The organism is Flavobacteriales bacterium, from assembly GCA_026129465.1.
Classification (GTDB): domain Bacteria; phylum Bacteroidota; class Bacteroidia; order Flavobacteriales_F; family PHOS-HE28; genus PHOS-HE28.
Genome location: JAHCIA010000001.1, coordinates 3,381,148 through 3,399,523 on the forward strand (window position 1 = coordinate 3,381,148; position 18,376 = coordinate 3,399,523).

Here is an 18,376-nt window from a genome sequence, read left to right on the forward strand (position 1 = left end):
AACGGCGGCGCAAAGATGCCGTCGATCGGTCGGAGGCCGTTATCTCACGCGGTACAGGGTCCAGTCCACCGCGCGCTCGCCCCAATGGTATTGGTGCAGCGACCAGCGCGCCCATGCCGGATGCGATGCGGCGAGCGGGACGAACGCTTGACCCGATCGCATCTGGACCATGCCGATCTGCGCGGCTTGGGCGATCACATAGGGTGTTGTGATATGCCCGGTGATGGAATGAGGCGCGATGGCCGTATCGCCCGGTACCGGTGCGCGAAAGAAAGGCGGCAATGCGATCCGCCAGGCTTCCGAAGGCTCGATCAGGCAGGTGACCGGAGCATCATCATCGGCACGCAGGGAATGGACAAAGGCCATGTTGCCGGTGCCTGCCGGTTGTGTCATCACCACGGCGAGTCCGGCGATGTTGAAGAGCGCGATGAACGTGATGGCGGTGCGGATCATCCAGAGGGGTATGCGCTCGCTGATGCCGGTATCGCGGAGTTTCGCCCAAGCGGCGATGATCGACCAGGGCGTCAGTATGGCCAAGGGATACAGAAAGCGGAGTTCCTTGTGCGGCAGCCAGGAATGCGCGATGAGGAAGGGCAGGATGCACCAGACCAAGGGATGCCGTCGATCATAAAGGATCAGCGTCGCCAATGCGGCCAGCAGCATCAGGCCGATCGGTGGCAGCGCGTACTTGATCACCCAGGGCGGGTAATACCACCATGGCATCGCCGTGGTACGCATGTGCTCCGGAGGTCCGCTGATGCCGGTGAGCGAATAGTTCCAAGGGCTGAAGGTGACATGTCCATAGAACATGCTGTCGGCGACGAACAGGATGACCGACATGAGCACCATGCCCACCATGATCCGCACCATCGTCGCCCGGCTTTCGCCGCGCACCCCCACGAGCCAGGCGAGCAGGCCCGCCGCCGCCACCGCCATGGGTGGCCTCAGCCACATGGAGGCCATCAAGCAGAGGCCCAGGAGCATTGGCCAACGTGTCGTGCGTCCTTCATTCAACGCCAGGAGCATGCCCAGGAAGAAGAGTATGCCACTCCATGTTTCACCGCTGTAGCGCACCAGTTGGAAGGGCACGAACCACAGCGACCAGGTGATGACGATGAAGGGGATACGAAGCCTTTCGGCCATGGCCGGCAGCAGCACGCGCAACGATCGATGCAGCACCAGCAAGGCGAGCAGTGCCGTGATGGCGCGGAGGATGAATGTGACCATCATCGGATCGGTCATTCCCACCGCCCTGGTGGCCAACATCACGCCCACCGCGACCCACGGCAGGGCCGAAGGACGCATGGCCCGCTCGTGCTCCCACGCCAGATCTTTCACAGGAAGCTCGCCCAGGCGATGCTGCGCGAAGGCGATCACCTGGTGGTGTTCATCGGAAGCGTGGTACCCGCTGCTGTTCCAAGCGGTGATGGCGTACAGCACGAACGCCGCCACGAAGGCATGGCGCAGGAAGCGTGCATCTCGCAGGGACAACATCGCGGTCGCGGACGGATGCGAAGGTCAGCAAATGGGAACGGGTCCCGAAGGACCCGTCCACCGGCTGATGGGGTCCCGCTTCTCACATGCTGCGATCGAGTTCCTCGCGCAGTGCGGCCATGAAGTGCTCTGTGGTGAGGTAGTGCTCCGGCCTGGTGTCATCGCCGTGGATGCACATCGCCAGGTCCTTGGTCATTTTGCCGCTCTCCACGGTGCGGATGCACACCGCCTCCAGTTTGGAGGAGAAATCGATCAACGCGGTGTTGCCGTCCAGCTTGCCGCGGAATGCCAGGCCGCGCGTCCAGGCGAAGATGCTGGCGATGGGGTTGGTGCTGGTGGGCTTGCCCTGCTGGTGCTGGCGGTAATGGCGCGTCACGGTGCCGTGCGCGGCCTCGGCCTCCATGGTCTTGCCGTCGGGGGTGATCAGCACGCTGGTCATCAGGCCCAACGATCCGAAGCCCTGCGCCACGGTGTCGCTCTGCACGTCGCCGTCGTAGTTCTTGCAGGCCCACACGAAACCACCACTCCACTTCATGGCCGCAGCCACCATGTCGTCGATCAGGCGGTGCTCATAGGTGATGCCGGCCTCCTTGTAGGCGGCTTTGAACTCCTGCTCGTAGATGTCCTGGAAGATGTCCTTGAAGCGGCCGTCGTATTTCTTCAGGATGGTGTTCTTGGTGCTTAGGTAGAGGGGCCACTTCTTCTGCAGCGCAAGGTTCATGCAGCTGCGCGCGAAACCGGCGATGCTCTCGTCGGTGTTGTACATGCTCAGCGCCACCCCATCGCCCTTGAAGTCGTACACCTCCCATGTGACAGGTGCACCGTTCTCCGGTGTGAAGGTCATGGTGAGCTTGCCCTTGCCTTTGATCACCGCGTCGGTGGCGCGGTACTGGTCGCCGAAGGCATGGCGGCCGATGACGATGGGCTGGGTCCAACCCGGCACCAGGCGGGGAATGTTGCTGATGACGATGGGCTCGCGGAAGACCGTTCCTCCCAGGATGTTGCGAATGGTGCCGTTCGGACTCTTCCACATCTGTTTCAGGCCGAACTCCTCTACGCGCGCTTCATCGGGCGTGATGGTGGCGCACTTGATCCCCACGCCATGTTTCTTGATCGCGTTGGCGGCGTCGATGGTCACCTGGTCGTTGGTGGCATCGCGGTGTTCCATGCCCAGGTCGTAGTACTCGATGGGCACCTCCACATGGGGCAGGATGAGTTGTTCCTTGATCCACCGCCAGATGATGCGGGTCATTTCATCGCCATCGAGTTCCACCACGGGTTTGGCCACTTTGATCTTTGACATGCTCAGGAAGAAGTTGGGGGGTTGGAGGTTGGTATTTGCTAAAGGCCATTCAGCATGGCGCGGCGAAAATACCCATCCCCAGAAAGTGGTTTGATGCGGGCGCAGCCCGATCGCTGGAGAAGTCGATCAGCGATCCCTCAGCTGCTCAACACCCGACCGCCCTTCACCCCAGATCCAGGTCCAGTACATCCCTGAGCGTGGTCACGGCAGGGTTGCGCTCGGCCATCAGCTGGAAACGTTCCTTCGGCGTACCGCGTGGTTTGACGATCGTCTCCACCTTGGTCACCTCCAGTTCCAGGCCGGGGTCGCCCATGGCGCGGCGCAGGTAGCCCAGCAGGTCGGGCCGTTCGGTGCGGAGGTAGTTCTCCTGCACCTCGTTCACGATGGTGAAGCTCACCCGGCCGGGTCCGGCCACTTGTGGCTCGTGGGCCACCAGGGTGGCGTGCAGGCTGTTGCGGCCTTTGGCTTTCTGCTGCAGGGCGTAATCGTTCCACACCTTCATCAGCAGCGCGGGGTTCACCGCCTTGTCGCTGGTAGGCATGGCGCCCTCGTGATCGGCTTCCAGGGCCACGGCCTGCGCGGTTTCCACAGGCACCGCTTTGATGCTCACCTGGCCGGCCATGCGCCGCTTGGGCACATAGGCAGGCGCTACCGGCGCGGGTTCCTGCGCCACGGGCACCTGTGCGGGCTTGGGTGGAGCGCCTACCGCCCCGGACCCGTTGCCGTCAGGACTTTTTTTTTCAACGGCCGGCGGAGCTTCCACCGAAGCGGTGGCCGGGCCTTGGCAGGCTTGGATCAGGGCAAGTTCCACCAGCAGACGTGGTTCCTTGCTGGACTTGTACTGGGCATCCACCTGGGCCAGGAGTTCCAGCCCTTTCACCAGCAGTGCACGCGGGGCTTGGGAAGCCTGCTGGGCATAGCGCGCACGCAGGTCCTCGCTCACCTCCAGCAATTCCAGCGTCCGGGGGTCCTGGCAAACAAGCAGGTCGCGCAGGTGCCGCGCCAGGCCGGTGACGAACAGGTGCCCGTCGAAGCCCTGCTGCAGGATCGCGTTGAATTCCACCAGGGCGCCGGCGGCATCGCCCGAGATCATGTCCCCTGTGATGCGGAAGTAGTGCTCGTGGTCCAGCACGTTCAGGTTGCGCACCACGTCCTGGTAGGTCAGGCGGTCGCCGGTGGCGCTCACCAGCTGGTCGAAGATGCTCAGGGCGTCGCGCAGGCCGCCGTCGGCCTTGACGGCGATGGTGTGCAGTGCTTGCGGTTCGGCTTCCACGCCTTCCGCCTTGGCCACACCCGCCAGATGCCGGGCGATATCACCCACGGAGATCCGCCGGAAGTCGAACACCTGGCAACGGCTCAGAATGGTCGGCAGGATCTTGTGCTTCTCGGTGGTGGCCAGAATGAAGATGGCATAGGAGGGGGGTTCCTCCAGGGTCTTCAGGAAGGCGTTGAAGGCCGCCTGGCTGAGCATGTGCACCTCGTCGATGATGTAGACCTTCTTGGTGCCCACCTGGGGGGCGATGGACACCTGCAGGATCAGGTCCCGGATGTTGTCCACGCTGTTGTTGCTGGCAGCGTCGAGTTCGAAGATGCTCATCGAATGGCCCTCCTTGAATCCCTTGCAGGGTGGGCAGGTACCGCAGGCGACAAGGTCTTCGCCCAGATCCTCACAATTCACCGTGCTGGCCAGAATGCGGGCGCAGGTGGTCTTGCCCACCCCCCGGGGGCCGGTGAACAGGAAGGCCTGGGCCAGGTGCCCGCTGCGGATGGCATTCTTCAGGGTGCTGGTGACGGCCTCCTGGCCCACCACCGCATCGAAGGTGGCGGGGCGGTATTTGCGGGCACTGACGACGAAACGGTCCATGGGGTGGCGGCGAAGATAGGTGGGGGTGAGTGAGGTTGAGGATCGAGAAGTCAGGGGGCAGGGGTGTTGCGGTCCAAGGGGGGGGTGGCCGGCCTGCGACGCTGCCTGCCTGCCTGCCGGCTTCAACATCCAACAGCACAACTTCCTCTCGTTCCACCAAATAACCCTACATTCGCGGCCCAATTCCACCGAAAGTCACATGACCAACCGGTACGAGGCCGTCTTCATCCTTACTCCCGTTTTGTCCGAGGACCAGACAAAGGAGGCGGTCAAAAAATTCAAAGACCTGATCAAAGCAGGCAGTGGCAAGGTCCGCCACGAAGAGAGCTGGGGGATGCGCAAGCTGGCCTATCCCATCCAGAAGAAGTCCACGGGCTTCTACCACCTGATCGAGTTCGAAAGCGAGCCTTCGCTCGTGGCCAAGCTCGAGACCGAGTACCGGCGCGACGAGCGCGTGATCCGGTTCCTCACCACGAAGATGGACAAGCATCACGTGGCATTCGCCGAGCGCCGCCGCAACAAGCAGCGCGCCGAGAAGGAGAACGCAGAGACCACCAACGCCTGAGCCATGGCCGACAACAGCGAGATCCGCTATCTCACGCCGATCGCGATCGAGACCAAGAAGGACAAGTACTGCCGCTTCAAGAAGATGGGCATTACTTACGTGGACTACAAGGACGCCGACTTCCTGCTGCGCTTCGTGAACGAACAGGGCAAGATCCTGCCCCGCCGCCTCACGGGCACAAGCCTGAAGTTCCAGCGGAAGGTGGGCCAGGCCATCAAGCGCAGCCGCCATCTGGCGCTGATGCCCTATGTGGCCGACATGATGAAGTGACACCCGACACGCCTACGACCATGGAAGTGATCCTGAAACAAGACGTGGAGCACCTGGGCTACGCCAACGACGTGGTGAAGGTGCGCGACGGGTACGCCCGCAACTACCTGATGCCGCGCGGCCTTGCCGTGCCGGCCACCGCAGGGGAGAAGAAACAGCTGGCCGAGACCCTCCGCCAGCGCGCCCACAAGGAGACCAAGATCCGCGAGGCGGCCGAGAAGATGGCCAACAACCTCATGGACAAGGAACTCCGCATCGGCGCCAAGGTGGGCGAGAGCGGCAAGATCTTCGGCAGTGTCAACACCATCATGCTGGCCGACGCCATCAAGGCGCTCGGCTTCGAGGTGGACCGCAAGAACATCAAGATCAAGGGCGATACGATCAAGACCACCGGCAAGTACGAGGCCGAGGTGACCTTCCATCGCGAGGTGGTTCGCACCATCCCCTTCGTGGTGGTGGAGGAGTGACCGATCCGTCCTGAGAAGATCCGAAGGAGCGGGCCACGGCCCGCTCCTTACGTTTCCGCCTGCGGATACTTGACCGCGATCAGGGACCCGCATGCAGGCCATGATACCTTGGCCCCCCGGTATGAGGCGCCGCGGCCGCCACGGCGCTGCCTTCACCATGATCGGCAGGGCCAATGGCAGCAATGCCCAAGCCTACCGGATAGGCCACGGCATGAGCACCACCGCCGAATTCTTCCGCCGCTGGGATCTGGGTGGGAGCACCAAACTGATGCCCTCTTTCGGTGTGTACCACGAACTAACCGGCCGCGACGTGGAGGGTATCGACCACGTGGCCGGCACCGGTGGTTCCACATTTTTCGCCCATGTGGGTTTCCGCATGTGGTGGCGCTCCTGGGGCTTCCAGGCCATGTTCCAGAAAGCCATGGCCCACGACCTGGGCCAGTTGATGGTCCCCAACCGCGAACGCATCGTCTCGGGGATCTCCTACAATTTCAACCGAAACTGAACGCTCATAAGCACATGAACAAGTTCCTTTTGGCCATCACGGCCATCACCCTGCTGACGCTCACCGCCTGCAAGAAGGACGAGCCACTTCCACCCACACCGGATCCCACGCCCACCGAGGCCACCATCCGCATGGCCTTCCACTGGAAGAGCGGCTTGGCGGACTTCAACATCAACAACACCTATCAGGATGGTGCCGGCAATCCCGTCCGTTTCACCTTCCTGAAGTTCTACGCCAGTGACTTTCACCTCACCAATGATGACGGCGCCCAAGTGGCGGAGTTCCACAACAAGGTGTTGCTGGTGGATGCCGCCTCGAGCAACAACACTTTCACCTTGGGCACCATGCCGCCCGGCCATGTCCACGAGGTGCATCTGGTGCTCGGCCTGGACAGTGCCACGAACCACGCCGACCCCATGCAGGCCCCTTATCCGTTGGACCAGCCGAACATGCATTGGTTCTGGAACCCCACGGCCGGCTACATCTTCCTGAAGGCGGAAGGCTACGTGGACGTCAATGGCAATGGCAGCTTCGATCCTGGCGTGGACCAGGGCTTCGAGTACCATTGTGCCACGCTGGCCCTGCGCCGGGAGAAGCACATGCACATGCATATGGATGCGATGGCCGGCCAGACGCACACCCTGGAAGCCCAAGTGGACGTGAACATGCTGTTGATGGGACTGGACCTCCTGGCCAACCCCGTGGGCCATGGCGGTGGGGCCAACGCCCAAGCGATGATGGACAACCTGGTGACCGCGATATCCGCCCACTGAGTGACCGGCCAACATACCCATTGAAAGGCGGGCGCTCCGGCAACGGGGCGCCCGCTTTGTTCATGGCACATCCCACCGCCCATCGCTTCCCACCGCCCCGGTTACCTTTGCGGCGCCATTCCAAGGCACCATCGAAAGACATCAGACCAAATGAGCCAGACCTTCGACCTCGACATGATCAAGGCGGTTTACGACCGCTATCCCGCACGCGTGGCAGCCGCCCGCAAGGTCCTGGGTCGACCGCTTACGCTCACCGAAAAGATCCTCTACAGCCACCTGTGGGATGGTGATGCGAAGTCCGCCTTTGGCCGTGGCCAGGACTACGTCGATTTCGCACCGGACCGCGTGGCCATGCAGGACGCCACCGCCCAGATGGCCCTGCTGCAATTCAGCACAACCGGCCGCAAGAAGGTGGCCGTGCCCAGCACCGTGCACTGCGACCACTTGATCCAGGCCCGTGTGGGTGCGAAGGAGGACCTGCAGGAGGCGCTCAACAAGAGCAACGAGGTCTTCAACTTCCTGGAGAGCATCAGCAACAAGTATGGCATCGGTTTCTGGAAGCCCGGCGCCGGTATCATCCACCAGGTGGTGTTGGAGCAGTACGCCTTCCCCGGCGGCATGATGATCGGCACCGACAGCCACACGGTGAACGCCGGCGGACTGGGCATGATCGCCATCGGCGTGGGCGGGGCCGATGCCTGCGACGTGATGAGCGGCCTGGCGTGGGAGCTGAAGTGGCCCAAGCTGATCGGCGTGAAGCTCACCGGGAAGATGAGCGGCTGGACCAGCGCCAAGGACGTGATCCTGAAGGTGGCCGGCATACTCACCGTGAAGGGTGGCACCGGGGCCATCGTGGAGTACTTCGGACCGGGCGCCGAGAGCATGAGCTGCACCGGCAAGGGCACCATCGCCAACATGGGCGCCGAGATCGGGGCCACCACCAGCACCTTCAGCTACGACGACAGCATGCGGCGCTACCTGAAGGGCACCGGCCGTGCGGAAGTCGCTGCCATGGCCGACAAGATCGCCGAGCATCTGCAGGGCGACCCCGAGGTCTACGCCGATCCCGCCAAGTACTTCGACCAGGTGATCGAGATCGACCTCAGCACGCTGGAGCCGCACGTGAACGGTCCCTTCACGCCCGACCTGGCGCATCCGATCAGTGAGTTCGCGGCGGCGGTGAAGAAGAACGGCTGGCCGGCCAAGCTCGAAGTGGGTCTGATCGGCAGCTGTACCAACAGCAGCTACGAGGATCTTACGCGCGCCGCCTCGCTCGCCCAGCAGGCCGTGGACAAGAAGTTGAAAGCGAAGGCGGAGTACACCATCACTCCCGGGAGCGAGCAGGTGCGCTACACCGCCGAGCGCGATGGCCTGCTGAAGAAGTTCGATGCCATCGGCGGCGTGGTGCTGGCCAACGCCTGCGGACCCTGCATCGGCCAGTGGGCGCGCCACAGCGACGACCCGAACCGCAAGAACTCGATCATCACCAGCTTCAACCGCAACTTCGCCAAGCGCAACGACGGCAACCCCAATACGCACGCCTTCGTGGCCAGCCCGGAGATCGTCACCGCCTTCGCCATCGCCGGCGACCTCACCTTCAATCCGCTCACCGACACCTTGGTGAACGAAGAGGGCCAGGCCGTGAAGCTCGATGAGCCTCAGGGCATCGAGCTGCCGCCCATGGGCTTCGATGTGAAGGACGCCGGCTACAAGGCCCCCGCCGAGGACGGCAGCGGTGTGCAGGTGATCGTGAAGCCCGGCAGCGAGCGGCTGCAGTTGTTGGAGCCCTTCCCCGCCTGGGACGGGAAGAACATCACCGGCGCCGTGCTGCTGATCAAGGCCCAGGGCAAGTGCACCACCGACCACATCAGCATGGCAGGCCCCTGGCTGCGTTACCGCGGCCACCTGGACAACATCAGCAACAACACGCTCACCGGTGCGATCAACGCCTTCAACAGCGAGGCCGACAAGGTGAAGAACCAGCTGACCGGCGCGTATGGCAAGGTGCCCGATACGCAGCGTGCCTACAAGGCCGCCGGGGTGCCGAGCATCGTGGTGGGCGACCACAACTACGGTGAAGGCAGCAGCCGGGAGCACGCCGCCATGCAGCCGCGCCACCTCGGGGTGCGGGCCGTGCTGGTGAAGAGCTTCGCCCGCATCCACGAGACCAACCTGAAGAAGCAGGGCATGCTCGCCCTCACCTTCAACAACGAGGACGATTACGACAAGATCCAGGAGGACGACCGCGTGGACTTCGCCGACCTCACGGCATTCGCTCCGGGCAAACCGCTCACGCTGGTGTTCAAGCACAGCGATGGCAGCAGCGACAGCATCAAGTGCGCACACACTTACAATGCACAGCAGGTGGAGTGGTTCAAGGCAGGCAGTGCATTGAACATCATCCGGGCGCAGCAGGGGGTGTAGCCGTGCCATCCATGCGCAGCCTGGCCGTCGTCAGCTTGCTGGCCATGTCCTTGGTGGGGCATGGGCAGGACAGTACCCGCGCCCGTCCACAGTTGCTGTTGGAAGCAGGCTGGGGCCGAACCTGGTTCACTGCCTCCGGAGACGACTACCAGTATTTCGACACGTATTGGCAGGAGGGTGAAGCACTGAGTGGTGGTCTCCTGCTCCGCGCTCCCATTTCACGCACGTTCGCTTTGCGGATCGGCGCACGGGTCTTCTCACGGGAGTTCGGCTCCCTCACCTTCGACTACCGGACACCCATCAACTCCCAGCAGAGCGGCTACTCGCCAAATCGTCAATTCACACGGATGGCCATGCTGGGTGTGCCCATGGCCGTGGAGTACATGCCCATCCGCTGGGTCTCCCTGTCGGCGGGCATGCAAGTGCTGAAAGTGTTGGACCAGACCAGCAACCCTTGGGGCGACAACCATTCCGCGCCGGTGAAGGTCGCGGCCATGGAATGGATGGGGCAGTTGGACCTGTGGCCGGTGCGGCGCGTGGGTCTCTCTTTGCGCTACCTGCATCAGGCAGCGCCCATGCGCGAGCAGTCCATCTGGACACCGGATCGCGTCTATCGGCGTACCACCCATTGGCGCACGGTGGAAGCGGGGTTGATCTTCGTGCTGGTGGGTGCCCAAGGCGGGGGTGATACGAGCCACTGAGCATCCCGGCTTCAACGGTACATCATCACGCAGGCTGGTTTCGGCATGGACTTGGTCTTGGCCCGCGCCATCCGAACAAGCTTACCATGAGAACCCTGACGATCATCGCATCCATCGCGCTCGGCATCTTGTCGGCGCACGCACAATTCGACCTCGGCGGCAAGGCCGGCCTCAACTACCACTTCCAGGACGCACGTCCGGGTGACAAGGCGCCCGCCGGCATGGAACGGCCCGATGGGGACAACGGCCTGGGTTGGCACGCGGGCCTGTTCGCGGAATTCTCCTTGGGCGATCGGTGGCTGTTGCGTCCCGAGGCGCTCTACAGCACCCGCCTCACACGCAGGGAGATCAGCAGCACCATAGGCATGGGTGGCACCACCACCGCGATCGAAAGCGATGCACGCGGCACGCTCAGCTACCTGGAGGTGCCCGTGCTCATCGGCCGCCGGCTGGGCGAGTGTCTCACGCTGCAGGCGGGTCCGGCCATGGGCTTGTTGTTGGGCAACCAGGTGAAGGTGACCGGCACACAGCGCGTCACCACCGACGGCAACACGGTGACCACCAGCCTGGATGCCACCACCAGCAGCACGGATGGCCTGAACGCGGTGGAGTTCGCCGGGGTGATCGGCCTGGGCTACCGCTTGGACAACGGTATGGACCTGGGCTTGCGCTTCTGGAACGGCTTCACACCCCTGCAGGAGGACACGGACATCATACGCACCAAGCAGCGTTTGATCCAGTTGTCCGTGGGATGGGCCTTCAAGCGCGGCTGAACGGTCCGTGGCAATGCCTTGGCTTGGATGGCTGATACCTGGAACCGACCCCCACTTGGGCGGTCCACATGGCAACGGCCATTGATAGGGCCCTCGCATGATGATGTGATGCCCGTGGAGGGCCTACTCCCGCAGGGCATACGGGGCCCTTCCACCGGGTCCGGTGAATAAAAAGGCGCTCATCGTGATCCCAAGCATGCCATAGGATCGGTGGATGGCCTATGTTTGACGCGTTCCTTAGCACTCAACCAAACCAAACAGACAATGAAGAAGTTGATCCTTTCAGGCATGGCCCTGGTGATGGCCGGGGGCATGATGGCCCAGTCCAACCAGCTCTCCTTCGGCTTGGACCTGGCCCTCCCCATGGGTGATTTCGGTGATGCTTACACCTTGGGTATCGGTCCTGCCGTTGGCTTTGAGCTTCCGGTCGGGGACAACCTGGGCATCACCGCACAGTTGAGCTACCAGATCTTGATGGTGGACAGCGACCTGAGTGACTTCATCAAGAGCGCATCGATGATGCCGATCCAAGTGGGCCTCAAGTACTATTTCTCCGAGCAGCAGGCAGGTTTGTATGGCCATGCGCAGGTGGGTGTGCATAGTTCCAGTGTGACCACCGAGGACATCGATCTCGGCCCCTTTGGCAAGATCGAGGGCACCACGAATTCCAGTTCGAACTTCAGCTGGGCCATTGGAGCGGGTTACCAATTGGAGAAGCTCGATATCGGACTTCGTTACAATTCGATCTCGCCCGACAGCGACGCGCCGGATGGCACCTCGTCCTCCACCTACATCGGTCTCCGTGTGGGTTACATCCTGAGCCTGAAGTAGTGCAGGCCCAATACTTCTTCAACGGGGCGGCCACTGGCCGCCCCGTTCGTTTTCCACCGATCGGCATGGCATTGGCAACGCCGCCGCAAAGGTCATCCGGCCTTCGCCCTGTGCATGCCCGTCGCTAACTTGGCGCGCCTTCCAGAAGGCCCCACGCCACCAGACCACGATCCATGAAACACACGCATACGCTCACCCTTCTCCTGGCCATGGCCTGCCTGCCCTATGCCATCCACGCGCAGGACGATGAGAAGAAGGACGAGAACCTCATCCTGAACGGCAGCTTCGAGGAGATGGACGGCAAGCTCAAGCGCTTGGGTTCCATCGAGATGGCCAAGGGCTGGAAGAGTCCCACGGGTGTGCCCGCCGACCTGTTCAGTGAAACGGTGGCCGGCTCCCCGGTGAGCGCACCGCGCAACCAGTTCGGCGATCAAAGCGCCCTGAGCGGCGTGAACTACGCCGGCGTGCTGTGGTGGAGCTACCAGAACAAGCAGCCGCGCAGCTATCTGTCGGCCAAGTTGAAGACGCCCATGCGCAAGGGCCAGAAATACTGCGTGAAGTATTACGTGAGCCTCGGTGATCTGAGCAAGTACGCCACCAACGAACTGGGCGCCTACCTCAGCAAGATCCAGGTGGCCAAGAAGGAGACCGCCAACCTCACCTACAATCCGCAGATCCCCGTGCTGCGCAACAAGATCTACGACGACATGTTCAGCTGGCAGGGCGTGTGCGGCGTTTACGAGGCGCAGGGCGAAGAGCAATACCTGATCATCGGCAACTTCGCCGCCACCGAAAAGACGGACACCTCCAAGCCCAAGCGGCCCAAGGGCGAGAACCGGCCGCAGCAGATGCTCGCCTACTACTTCATCGACGATGTGAGCGTGACGCCCGTGAAGAGCGCCGCCGAGTGCACCTGCGAGCAGATCGACAAGGCCGAGAGCGAGTACATCTTCAGCCGCCGTGGGGCGACCACACCCGGCATGAAACCCGCCCAGCGTGTGGACGCCATGGTGATCTACTTCAAGCGCTTCCAGCGCAACATCGACCCCGCCATGGAATCCTGGATCGAGGAGATGGCCAGGTTCATGGAAGAGGACCCCACGATCCGGGTGCGCCTCACCGGTTTCATCGATGAGACCGAGAAGGACCGCATGCGCATGCGCCCGGACCTGGAAACGCTGGCCGTGGAGCGCGCCGAAGCGGTGAAGGAAGCCTTGGTCGAAGCGGGCATCCCGGCTTCACGCATATCCACCGCCGCGAAGGGCGCCGAGGAACTGGCCGACGATGCCGGCACCGAAGTGGCCATGAGCAAGAACAGGCGGGTGGAGGTGGAGTTGGTGCGGTAGAAGTCGATCGGTCCCATTGCTGTACCACTTTCCAGAGCGCGATAGGTGGAAAGTGCAAAAGCGGAAGGTGTCCGAGCACATGCCCGCATGACGTGGTGAACGGCAAGGCCCTACATTTCCCCCATGAAGAAGGGCGACCCCAGGGTCATCCGTGGCTGGACGATGTACGACTGGGCCAATTCGGTCTACTCGCTCACCATCACCACGGCGGTCTTCCCGGTCTTCTACCTCGCCATCACGCACGATGGTGATACCGATCTGGTGCTGGAGCGCCACGGTCTGCCCTCGCAATCGCTGTATTCCTACGCCCTCAGCGCCGGCTTCCTGCTGGTGGCCCTGATCACCCCGGTGCTCAGCGGTATCGCCGACCACACCGGCAGCAAGAAAAAGTTCCTCCAGGCATTCTGCTATCTGGGCGCCGCGTCCTGCGCGGGCCTGTTCTTCTTCGGCCTGGACACCCTGTGGATCGGACTGCTGATGGTGATGCTCGCCTGCGTGGGCTTCAGTGGCAGCCTCATCTTTTACGACGCCTTCCTGCCCGAGATCGCCGAGCCCAAGGACCATGACCGCGTCAGTGCGAGAGGCTACACCATGGGCTATCTCGGCAGTGTGATACTGCTGGTGCTGAACCTGCTGATGGTGATGAAGCCCGGGTGGTTCGGCATACCGGATCGGGATGGGCTGCCCGCGCGGATCACCTTCCTCACCGTGGCGGTCTGGTGGGCGGGCTTCGCGCAACTGGCCTTCCGGGTGCTGCCCGACAATCCCTACGGCCGCAAACCCACCGGCGACATCCTGCTGAACGGCTACCACGAGTTGCGCAAGGTGTGGCGCGAATTGCGGAGCACCAAGCGCCTCAACGGCTATCTCATGGCCTTCTTCGTCTTCAACATGGGCATCCAGACCATCATGTACCTGGCCGTGACCTATGCCAAGGAGGAAGTGAAGGACCACGACGCGTTGGGCGCCATCGTGCCCATCAGCGACCAGAGCCTCATCGTCAGCATCCTGCTGATCCAATTGGTGGCGGCGGTGGGCGCCTACCTCTTCGTATGGCTCAGCAAGCGCTTCGGCAACCTGGGCGCGCTCACCATCGGCTGTTGCGTTTGGATCGCGTTGTGTGCCGGGGCCTATGGCATCCAATGGGCCTGGGAGTTCCATCTGCTGGCTTGCGGGGTGGGCCTGGTGATGGGCGGCAGCCAGGCGCTCTCGCGCAGCACCTACGCCAAGTTCCTGCCCGACACCATCGACCACGCCAGCTACTTCTCCTTCTACGATGTGAGCTTCTACGTGGGCACCGTGCTGGGCACCTTCGCCTACGGCCTGGTGTACCAGCTCACCGGCGATCTGCGCAACACGGTCATCATCATCGGCGGCTTCTTCGTGGTGGCGCTGGTGCTGCTGCTCCTGGTGCCGCGCCGCGAGGTGGCCCTGCCTGCGGAAGCCGCGTCCTGAGGCCCTTTACCTTCGCGCCACAAATGCGCGGCATGGACGACAAGAAGCCTTGGGACGTGGTGATCGTGGGCGGTGGCATCGTCGGCGCCGCCACCCTCTTCAAACTCCAATCCCGCTTCCCGGCGCTGCGCATCCTGCTGCTCGAGAAGGAGCGCGAACTGGCGGCCCACCAGACAGGCAACAACAGCGGGGTCATCCACAGTGGCATCTACTACAAGCCCGGCAGCTTCAAGGCGAAGAACTGCGTGCATGGCCGCCGTGAACTGGTGGCCTTCGCGCGGGAGCATGGTGTGAAGCATGACATCTGCGGCAAGCTCATCGTGGCCACGGACCAGGAGGAGTTGCCCCGTCTGGAGAAGATCCACCGCACGGGCATCGCCAACGGCATCGAGGACATGCGTGAGGTGGACGCGAACGGGATCCGCGAGATCGAGCCGCACTGCAAGGGCATAGCCGGACTACACGTGGGTTGCACGGGCATCATCGATTTCCGTGGCGCCACCAACAAGATGGCCGGTATCGCCCTGGGCATCAACCCCGCCAGCCGGGTGGCGTTGGGCGAGGAAGTGTCGGGCATCGCCCAGCAGGACGGCCTCAGCGTGGTGCGTACCTCCAAGGGCACCCACCGCGCCCGCTTCGCCATTTTCTGCGGCGGCCTGCAGAGCGATCGCCTCGCCAAGTCGGATGGCGCCGTGGTGCGCGAGCGCATCGTGGGCTTCCGCGGCGACTACTACGACCTCACGGACCAGGGGCGGCACAAGGTGCGCAACCTCATCTATCCGGTGCCCGATCCGCGCTTCCCTTTCCTCGGGGTCCACTTCACCCGCATGACCGACGGCAGTGTGGAGTGCGGACCCAATGCCGTGTTCACCTTCAAGCGTGAAGGTTACGGCAAGACCGACTTCGACCTGCGCGACAGCTGGGATGCGCTCACCTACGGCGGCACCTGGAAACTGTTCCTGCGCAACATGGGCTACGGCATCAACGAGTACCGCCGGGCCTTCAGCAAGCGCCTTTTCCTGCGCACCCTGCAGCGGCTTATCCCAAGCCTCACCATGGAGGACATCAAGCCTGGCCGGGCGGGCGTGCGCGCCATGCTGCTGGGCACCGACGGCCACATGGTGGACGACTTCCGCATCGAACGCCGGGGCGCCCACATCCACGTGCTGAACGCCCCTTCGCCGGCCGCCACCGCCGCGCTGGCCATCGGCCAGTGGGTGGTGGACATGGCCACGGAGGAATTGGGGATCGCGGGACCCGTGCGCTGAACCGGTCAGACGACCCGGTACTGCTCCAGCACCTCGGACCAGTTCCAGATGAAATAGCCCATGAGGCCATTGAGGCGCTTCAACACGATGGGGTTCGGCGCGCGCTGCTCGCGGAAGTAGCTGTCCTGGAAACAGAACAGATCGTACTCATGGAAGATCGCCTTGCCCATGGCGTACACCGTGTTCTTGCTCGGATAGTTGTATCGCTCCATCCGGCCGATCAGATCACGCACCTCCTGTTCCACCTCGGCACCGTGGCGGTCGAAGGCCTGGGCGAACTTCGATACCGACAGCGCGAACAGGCGGCGGTCCAGGCCCGGACCCGCCAGCCGCTGCATCTCCATCAGGTTGGCCGCCAGCACGATCCGCGCGAAGGGCTCATCGTCCGTGGGCTTCAGCCCGGGATGCTCCACGAACTCGGGCGATTCGTTCAATTCGTCGGAGACCAGCGCGAAGCCTTCGGAAGCCAGTTCCAGGACAGCGTTGACGAACAGGTTCGCGAGCTGCTCCTCGCCGATCTTCTTCTTGCCGAAAATGGTGGCGATCATGGGGTCTTCGTCCTCGCGAAGGTCCGCATGATGCGGGGGCGGGTCCTTTCGCTTCCTTTACCCGTTGTTAACAAGGTTATCCACCCACCACCACATGCTGGACCTCATCCACCACTACGCCGACTATGGCCTGTGGGCCAACTTGCGCTTCGTGCGACGCCTGGAACGCGAGCCGGACGAAACGCTCGATGCGCCCGCGCCGGGCAGTTTCCCGACACTTCGTGCCACGCTGACGCACATCCGCGACGCCGAACATACCTGGTGGGGCAGGCTCACCGGCACGCCGACCACCTGGCCCGCTTCAAGCGATCGTTCCATCGCAGGAACGGAGGAGCACTTCCAACGCTTCCATGATCTTGTGATGGGATGCGATGAAGTCGCGTTGCGCATGGTGAAAGAGTACCACGACCTGCGCGGTAACGCGCACCGGCAACCGGCCTGGCAGATGATCATGCACTGCATCAACCACGGCACCCAACACCGGGGCCAGCTGATCACCCAAATGCGTTCCTTGGGCCTCGCGGAGATCCCCGCCAACGATCTGGTGGCCTACCAACGTTCCATCGCCAAAGGCTGAAGCGACATGCTGATGACACGATACGCCATGGCCCGCCTGCTGGTGGTGCTGGGCATGCTGATGCCCATGACGCTGTTGGCCCAGCAGGAGGTGGACGAACGCGCCTTGCTCGACGTCAAGGACGGCATCAGCATCCGCAAGGATTCGCTCTTCCTGCTGAATCTCCGCTTCCGCATCCAGAACCGCATCGGCTTCACCACCCTGGCGGGTGATGACCTGAGCCCGGCGAATGTGGATGCGCGCGTGCGCCGCCTGCGTCTGCGCTTCGACGGCTTCGTGCTGCAGCGAAAACTCCAGTACTACATCCAACTCTCCTTCACCAAGGCGGACATGGAGTTGGAGACGGGCCAGATCCCGCAGCCCATCCGCGACGCCATGGTGTACTACCATTTCAACCGGCGCTTCTATCTCGGCTTCGGGCAAAGCAAGTTGCCAGGCAACCGCCAGCGCGTGATCTCCTCGGGCAACCAGCAGTTCGCCGACCGATCGATCGCCAACGGCCTCTACACCATCGATCGCGACTTCGGGGTGTTCGCCTATTACACACAGCCCATCGGCACCCAGCAGGTGCAGTTGAAGGGCGCCTTCACCACGGGGGAGGGCCGTGGCGCGTCACCAGGTGATGCGGGGATGGCCTATACCGGCCGTGTGGAATGGCTGCCCATGGGCGCCTTCACCAATGCGGGTGATTACTCCGAGGGCGACCTGGAGTTCGAGCCCAAGCCGCGCGTGAGCCTGGCGGCGACCTACTCCTGGAACGAGCGCGCGCGCCGCACCGGCGGCCAACTCGGCTTCGACCTGTACGAGCGCCGCGACATCGGCACCTTCATCGCCGAGGCGCTGCTGAAGTACCAGGGATGGGCCTGGAGCAACGAGTACTTCGATCGCCGCAGCCCCGATCCGTTGACCTATTCGCCGGAAGGCGCGGTCCGGGCCATACAGGTGGGCCAGGGTTTCAATACGCAGCTGAGCAAGCTCTTCCGCAGCCGGTACGAAGTGGCCACGCGCTACACCTTCGTACTGCCTGAGCGCGGTGTGGACGGACAAACACGCCACACGGAGGAGATGCTGCTGGGTGGAACGCGCTACTTCAACGGCCATCGGATCAAAATGCAGCTGTATGCGGGCTACCGCTGGTTCGAAGGCCGCATGGCCCTGGATGCGCCCGGCAACGCCTGGACCACCATGTTCCAGATGGAGTTCGGCATCTGA

At 63.0% G+C, this 18,376-nt stretch carries 18 protein-coding genes; 14 read left to right on the forward strand and 4 right to left on the reverse strand.

Translation table 11 applies throughout. The features are described from left to right. Positions 1-39 precede the first annotated feature (39 nt). The 3 genes from KIT10_14280 to dnaX form a co-directional block, all read right to left on the reverse strand. Entirely contained in the window at positions 40-1,494 is a 1,455-nt protein-coding gene (locus KIT10_14280; protein ID MCW5900428.1) for a hypothetical protein, read from the reverse strand. Between the two features lie 82 nt (positions 1,495-1,576). Further along, the gene (locus KIT10_14285; GenBank protein ID MCW5900429.1) at positions 1,577-2,797 is read right to left on the reverse strand and encodes an NADP-dependent isocitrate dehydrogenase; all 1,221 of its coding nucleotides are present in this window, start codon (positions 2,795-2,797) and stop codon (positions 1,577-1,579) included. A gap of 163 nt (positions 2,798-2,960) precedes the next feature. Next, positions 2,961-4,661 (reverse strand): DNA polymerase III subunit gamma/tau, encoded by a 1,701-nt coding sequence (gene dnaX, locus KIT10_14290; GenBank protein MCW5900430.1) that lies wholly within the window; start codon positions 4,659-4,661, stop codon positions 2,961-2,963. A gap of 199 nt (positions 4,662-4,860) precedes the next feature. Between dnaX and KIT10_14295 the strand changes: the two genes are divergently transcribed. The 12 genes from KIT10_14295 to lhgO all read left to right on the forward strand — a co-directional run bounded on the left by KIT10_14295 (position 4,861) and on the right by lhgO (position 16,039). Then, positions 4,861-5,226: a 30S ribosomal protein S6 gene (locus tag KIT10_14295; GenBank protein MCW5900431.1), complete on the forward strand. Its 366-nt coding sequence runs from the start codon at positions 4,861-4,863 to the stop codon at positions 5,224-5,226. 3 nt (positions 5,227-5,229) lie between these two features. Then, entirely contained in the window at positions 5,230-5,496 is a 267-nt protein-coding gene (rpsR, locus tag KIT10_14300) for a 30S ribosomal protein S18 (GenBank protein MCW5900432.1), read from the forward strand. 20 nt (positions 5,497-5,516) lie between these two features. After that, positions 5,517-5,963 carry a 50S ribosomal protein L9 gene (rplI, locus tag KIT10_14305; protein ID MCW5900433.1) on the forward strand — a complete coding sequence of 149 codons (447 nt, stop codon included), beginning with the start codon at positions 5,517-5,519 and terminating at the stop codon, positions 5,961-5,963. A 121-nt stretch (positions 5,964-6,084) separates the two neighbouring features. Beyond that, a complete protein-coding gene (locus KIT10_14310) occupies positions 6,085-6,468 on the forward strand; it encodes a hypothetical protein (GenBank protein ID MCW5900434.1) in 384 nt (127 codons plus the stop codon). Positions 6,469-6,482: 14 nt separating this feature from the next. Continuing rightward, positions 6,483-7,241 carry a hypothetical protein gene (locus KIT10_14315; GenBank protein MCW5900435.1) on the forward strand — a complete coding sequence of 253 codons (759 nt, stop codon included), beginning with the start codon at positions 6,483-6,485 and terminating at the stop codon, positions 7,239-7,241. A 150-nt stretch (positions 7,242-7,391) separates the two neighbouring features. After that, positions 7,392-9,665: an aconitate hydratase gene (locus KIT10_14320; protein ID MCW5900436.1), complete on the forward strand. Its 2,274-nt coding sequence runs from the start codon at positions 7,392-7,394 to the stop codon at positions 9,663-9,665. An 11-nt stretch (positions 9,666-9,676) separates the two neighbouring features. After that, positions 9,677-10,366 carry a hypothetical protein gene (locus KIT10_14325; protein MCW5900437.1) on the forward strand — a complete coding sequence of 230 codons (690 nt, stop codon included), beginning with the start codon at positions 9,677-9,679 and terminating at the stop codon, positions 10,364-10,366. Between the two features lie 86 nt (positions 10,367-10,452). Next, positions 10,453-11,139 (forward strand): PorT family protein, encoded by a 687-nt coding sequence (locus tag KIT10_14330; protein ID MCW5900438.1) that lies wholly within the window; start codon positions 10,453-10,455, stop codon positions 11,137-11,139. Positions 11,140-11,403: 264 nt separating this feature from the next. Next, entirely contained in the window at positions 11,404-11,970 is a 567-nt protein-coding gene (locus tag KIT10_14335; protein ID MCW5900439.1) for an outer membrane beta-barrel protein, read from the forward strand. Positions 11,971-12,143: 173 nt separating this feature from the next. Beyond that, positions 12,144-13,316 (forward strand): OmpA family protein, encoded by a 1,173-nt coding sequence (locus KIT10_14340; protein MCW5900440.1) that lies wholly within the window; start codon positions 12,144-12,146, stop codon positions 13,314-13,316. Positions 13,317-13,439: 123 nt separating this feature from the next. Beyond that, the gene (locus KIT10_14345; GenBank protein ID MCW5900441.1) at positions 13,440-14,771 is read left to right on the forward strand and encodes an MFS transporter; all 1,332 of its coding nucleotides are present in this window, start codon (positions 13,440-13,442) and stop codon (positions 14,769-14,771) included. A gap of 32 nt (positions 14,772-14,803) precedes the next feature. Then, complete coding sequence (gene lhgO / locus KIT10_14350) at positions 14,804-16,039, forward strand: L-2-hydroxyglutarate oxidase (protein ID MCW5900442.1); 1,236 nt, start codon at positions 14,804-14,806, stop codon at positions 16,037-16,039. A 5-nt stretch (positions 16,040-16,044) separates the two neighbouring features. Here the strand turns inward: lhgO and KIT10_14355 are convergent, their stop codons facing one another. Further along, positions 16,045-16,587, reverse strand: coding sequence for a hypothetical protein (locus KIT10_14355; GenBank protein ID MCW5900443.1), 543 nt, complete (start codon positions 16,585-16,587; stop codon positions 16,045-16,047). Positions 16,588-16,681: 94 nt separating this feature from the next. On the opposite strand from KIT10_14355, the gene KIT10_14360 reads away from it, so the two are divergent. Next, the gene (locus tag KIT10_14360; protein MCW5900444.1) at positions 16,682-17,164 is read left to right on the forward strand and encodes a DinB family protein; all 483 of its coding nucleotides are present in this window, start codon (positions 16,682-16,684) and stop codon (positions 17,162-17,164) included. A 6-nt stretch (positions 17,165-17,170) separates the two neighbouring features. Continuing rightward, entirely contained in the window at positions 17,171-18,376 is a 1,206-nt protein-coding gene (locus KIT10_14365; protein MCW5900445.1) for a porin, read from the forward strand.